Here is a 3,468-nt window from a genome sequence, read left to right on the forward strand (position 1 = left end):
TGGTGGACCCGGCCCGCCGCAAGGCGGCAGCCGCGGGCGCACCGCCTGCACCTGCCGCTGGCGCATCTCGGGCCGCAGGACGAGTCTGCGTTCGGCCGCCTGCGCACCGCGCTGCAGGACGTGCGGATGGAGCCCTTCGAACTACACCTGGACCGCGCGGAAGTCTGGACGCGCAACGGCGTGGCCGTGCTGCGGCCTGCGCCGTCCGAGGCGCTGGCGCGGCTGCACCGCCGCATCGCGGCGGCGCTGGGCCTCGCCGCGCCGGCCGGCTGGCAGCCGCACCTGACGCTGGCACGCGACGCCTGGGAATCGGCCGCGCCGCCGGTGGAGCCGCCCATCGCCTGGCCGGTGCGCGAGTTCGTGCTGGTGCGCTCCTGGCTGCCGCCGCATCCGGCACGGCACGAGGTGCTGCTGCGCCGCCCGCTGGACGGGCCCTGACGCCGCCCGCCGCCTATAATCGAATGTTCAATCGAATCAAGCGGTTAGCGCCCCAGCCGGCGCCCGTCCGACGCCCCGGGGCCAGGCCAGCGAGCGCCTCCAGAACGGACCCGGCGGCCGGCGTCCCGCCTCCTTCTCCTGCCCTCATGAGCCAGCCCACGTTCACGGTCGCGGACATCCGCAAGACCTTCCTCGATTTCTTCGAATCCAAGGGCCACACGGTCGTGGCGTCGAGCCCGCTGGTGCCGGGCAACGACCCGACGCTGATGTTCACCAACTCGGGCATGGTGCAGTTCAAGGACGTGTTCCTCGGCACCGACAAGCGGCCCTACGTGCGCGCCGCCTCGGTGCAGGCCTGCCTGCGCGCCGGCGGCAAGCACAACGACCTGGAGAACGTGGGCTACACCGCGCGGCACCACACCTTCTTCGAGATGCTGGGCAACTGGAGCTTCGGCGACTACTTCAAGCGCGAGTCGATCACCTGGGGCTGGGAGCTGCTGACGAAGGTCTACAAGCTGCCGCCCGAGAAGCTGCTGGCCACCGTCTACCACGAGGACGACGAGGCCTACGACATCTGGACCAAGGAGATCGGCCTGCCGCCCGAGCGCGTCATCCGTATCGGCGACAACAAGGGCGGCAAGTACAAGAGCGACAACTTCTGGATGATGGCCGACACCGGCCCCTGCGGCCCCTGCTCGGAGATCTTCTACGACCACGGCCCGCACATCCCCGGCGGCCCGCCGGGCAGCCCCGACGAGGACGGCGACCGCTTCATCGAGATCTGGAACCACGTGTTCATGCAGTTCGACATGAAGGAGGACGGCAGCGTGGTGAAGCTGCCCGCGCCCTGCGTCGACACCGGCATGGGCCTGGAGCGCCTGGCGGCGATCCTGCAGCACGTGCACAGCAACTACGAGATCGACATCTTCGACGCGCTGATCAAGGCCGCCGCGCGCGAGACGGGCTGCGCCGACCTGGCGAACCCCTCGCTCAAGGTCATCGCCGACCACATCCGCGCCACCTCCTTCCTGGTCAGCGACGGCGTGATCCCGAGCAACGAGGGCCGCGGCTATGTGCAGCGGCGCATCATCCGCCGCGCGATCCGCCACGGCTACAAGCTGGGCCGCAAGAAGCCCTTCTTCCACAAGCTGGTGCCCGACCTGGTGGCGCTGATGGGCGCGGCCTACCCGAAGCTGCAGGCCGAGGCGAAGCACATCGCCGACACGCTCAAGGCCGAGGAAGAGCGCTTCTACGAGACGCTGGCCAACGGCATGGAGATCCTCGACGCCGCGCTGGACGGCGGCAAGACCACGCTGCCCGGCGACGTCGCCTTCAAGCTGCACGACACCTACGGCTTCCCGCTCGACCTGACGCAGGACGTGTGCCGCGAGCGCGGCGTGACGGTGGACGAGGCCGGCTTCGACGCCGCGATGGAGAAGCAGAAGGCCGCCGGCCGCGCAGCCGGCAAGTTCAAGATGGAGCGCGCTGTCGAGTACGGCGGAGGCGCCAGCGTCTTCACCGGCTACGAGCACCTGGAGGAGGCGGCGAAGGTCGTCGCGCTCTACCACGAGGGCGCCGCGGTCGATGCGCTGGCCGAAGGCCAGTCCGGCATCGTCGTGCTCGACACCACGCCCTTCTATGCCGAGAGCGGCGGCCAGGTGGGCGACCAGGGCGTGATCTGCGCCGAGGGCGTCGCCTTCGGCGTGGAGGACACCCAGAAGATCAAGGCCGACGTGCACGGCCACCACGGCACGATGCAGCAGGGCACGCTGAAGGTGGGCGACGCGGTGAAGGCCGCGGTGGACGGCGCGCGCCGCGCCGCCACCATGCGCAACCACTCGGTCACCCACCTGATGCACAAGGCGCTGCGCGAGGTGCTGGGCGGCCACGTGCAGCAGAAGGGCTCGCTGGTCGATGCCGACAAGACGCGCTTCGACTTCGCGCACAACGCGCCCGTCACGCCGGCGCAGATCGCCGAGATCGAGCAGCGCGTGAACGCCGAGATCCTCGCCAACGCGCCCACCCAGGCGCGCGTGATGTCCATGGACGACGCGCAGAAGACCGGCGCCATGATGCTCTTCGGCGAGAAGTACGGCGACACCGTGCGCGTGCTCGACATCGGCACCAGCCGCGAGCTGTGCGGCGGCACGCACGTGCAGCGCACCGGCGACATCGGCCTGTTCAAGATCGTGAGCGAGGGCGGCGTGGCCGCCGGCGTGCGCCGCGTCGAGGCCATCACCGGCGCCAACGCGCTGGCCTACGTGCAGGGCCTGGAGGCCACCGTCCACAGCGTGGCCGCCACGCTCAAGGCCCCGGCGGCCGAAGTGCAGCCGCGCCTGGCGCAGGTGCTGGAGCAGGTGCGCGCGCTGGAAAAGGAGATCGGCACGCTCAAGGGCCGGCTCGCCTCCAGCCAGGGCGACGAGCTGGTTTCGCAGGCGGTCGACGTCAAGGGCATCAAGGTGCTGGCCGCGAAGCTGGAAGGCGCCGACGCGAAGACGCTGCGCGAGACGATGGACAAGCTCAAGGACAAGCTCAAGAGCGCCGCCATCGTGCTGGCCGCCGTCGATGGCGCCAAGGTGCAGATCGCGGCCGGCGTCACGGCAGACCACACGGCGAAGATCAAGGCCGGCGAGCTGGTCAACTTCGTCGCCAGCCAAGTGGGCGGCAAGGGCGGCGGCAAGCCCGACATGGCGATGGCCGGCGGCACCGACGCGGCCGGCCTGCCGAAGGCCCTGGCCTCGGTGCAGGGCTGGGTGGCCGAGCGGGCCTGATTTCCCGGCACGGGCCGGCGATGCGCGTCACTTTCGTGCGCCACGGCCAGAGCACCGGCAACGCCGGCCAGCCCACGCGCGACCTGGTCGCCATGCCGCTGACGCCGCTGGGCACGGCCCAGGCGCGGCAGGTGGCGGCCGGCTGGGCCGGCGAACCCACGCACATCGTCAGCTCGCCCTTCCTGCGGGCGCGGCAGACGGCCGAGCCCACCTGCGTGCGCTTTCCCGGCGTGCCGATGGCGATCTGGCCGATCCACGA

The 3,468-nt window shown here is 70.8% G+C and carries 3 protein-coding genes; all 3 read left to right on the forward strand.

Annotated elements, in window-relative coordinates:
* On the forward strand, positions 1-438 hold a 438-nt coding region (locus tag ACIY1X_RS25580; RefSeq protein ID WP_399686279.1), incomplete at its 5' end, for a 2'-5' RNA ligase family protein.
* A 146-nt stretch (positions 439-584) separates the two neighbouring features.
* A complete protein-coding gene (gene alaS / locus ACIY1X_RS25585) occupies positions 585-3,209 on the forward strand; it encodes an alanine--tRNA ligase (RefSeq protein ID WP_399686281.1) in 2,625 nt (874 codons plus the stop codon).
* A gap of 20 nt (positions 3,210-3,229) precedes the next feature.
* Positions 3,230-3,468 (forward strand): phosphoglycerate mutase family protein (locus ACIY1X_RS25590; RefSeq protein ID WP_399686283.1); only part of this gene is annotated, 239 nt, incomplete at its 3' end.

Origin of the sequence: Xenophilus sp. (assembly GCF_044462705.1) — a bacterium.
Classification (GTDB): domain Bacteria; phylum Pseudomonadota; class Gammaproteobacteria; order Burkholderiales; family Burkholderiaceae_C; genus Xenophilus; species Xenophilus azovorans.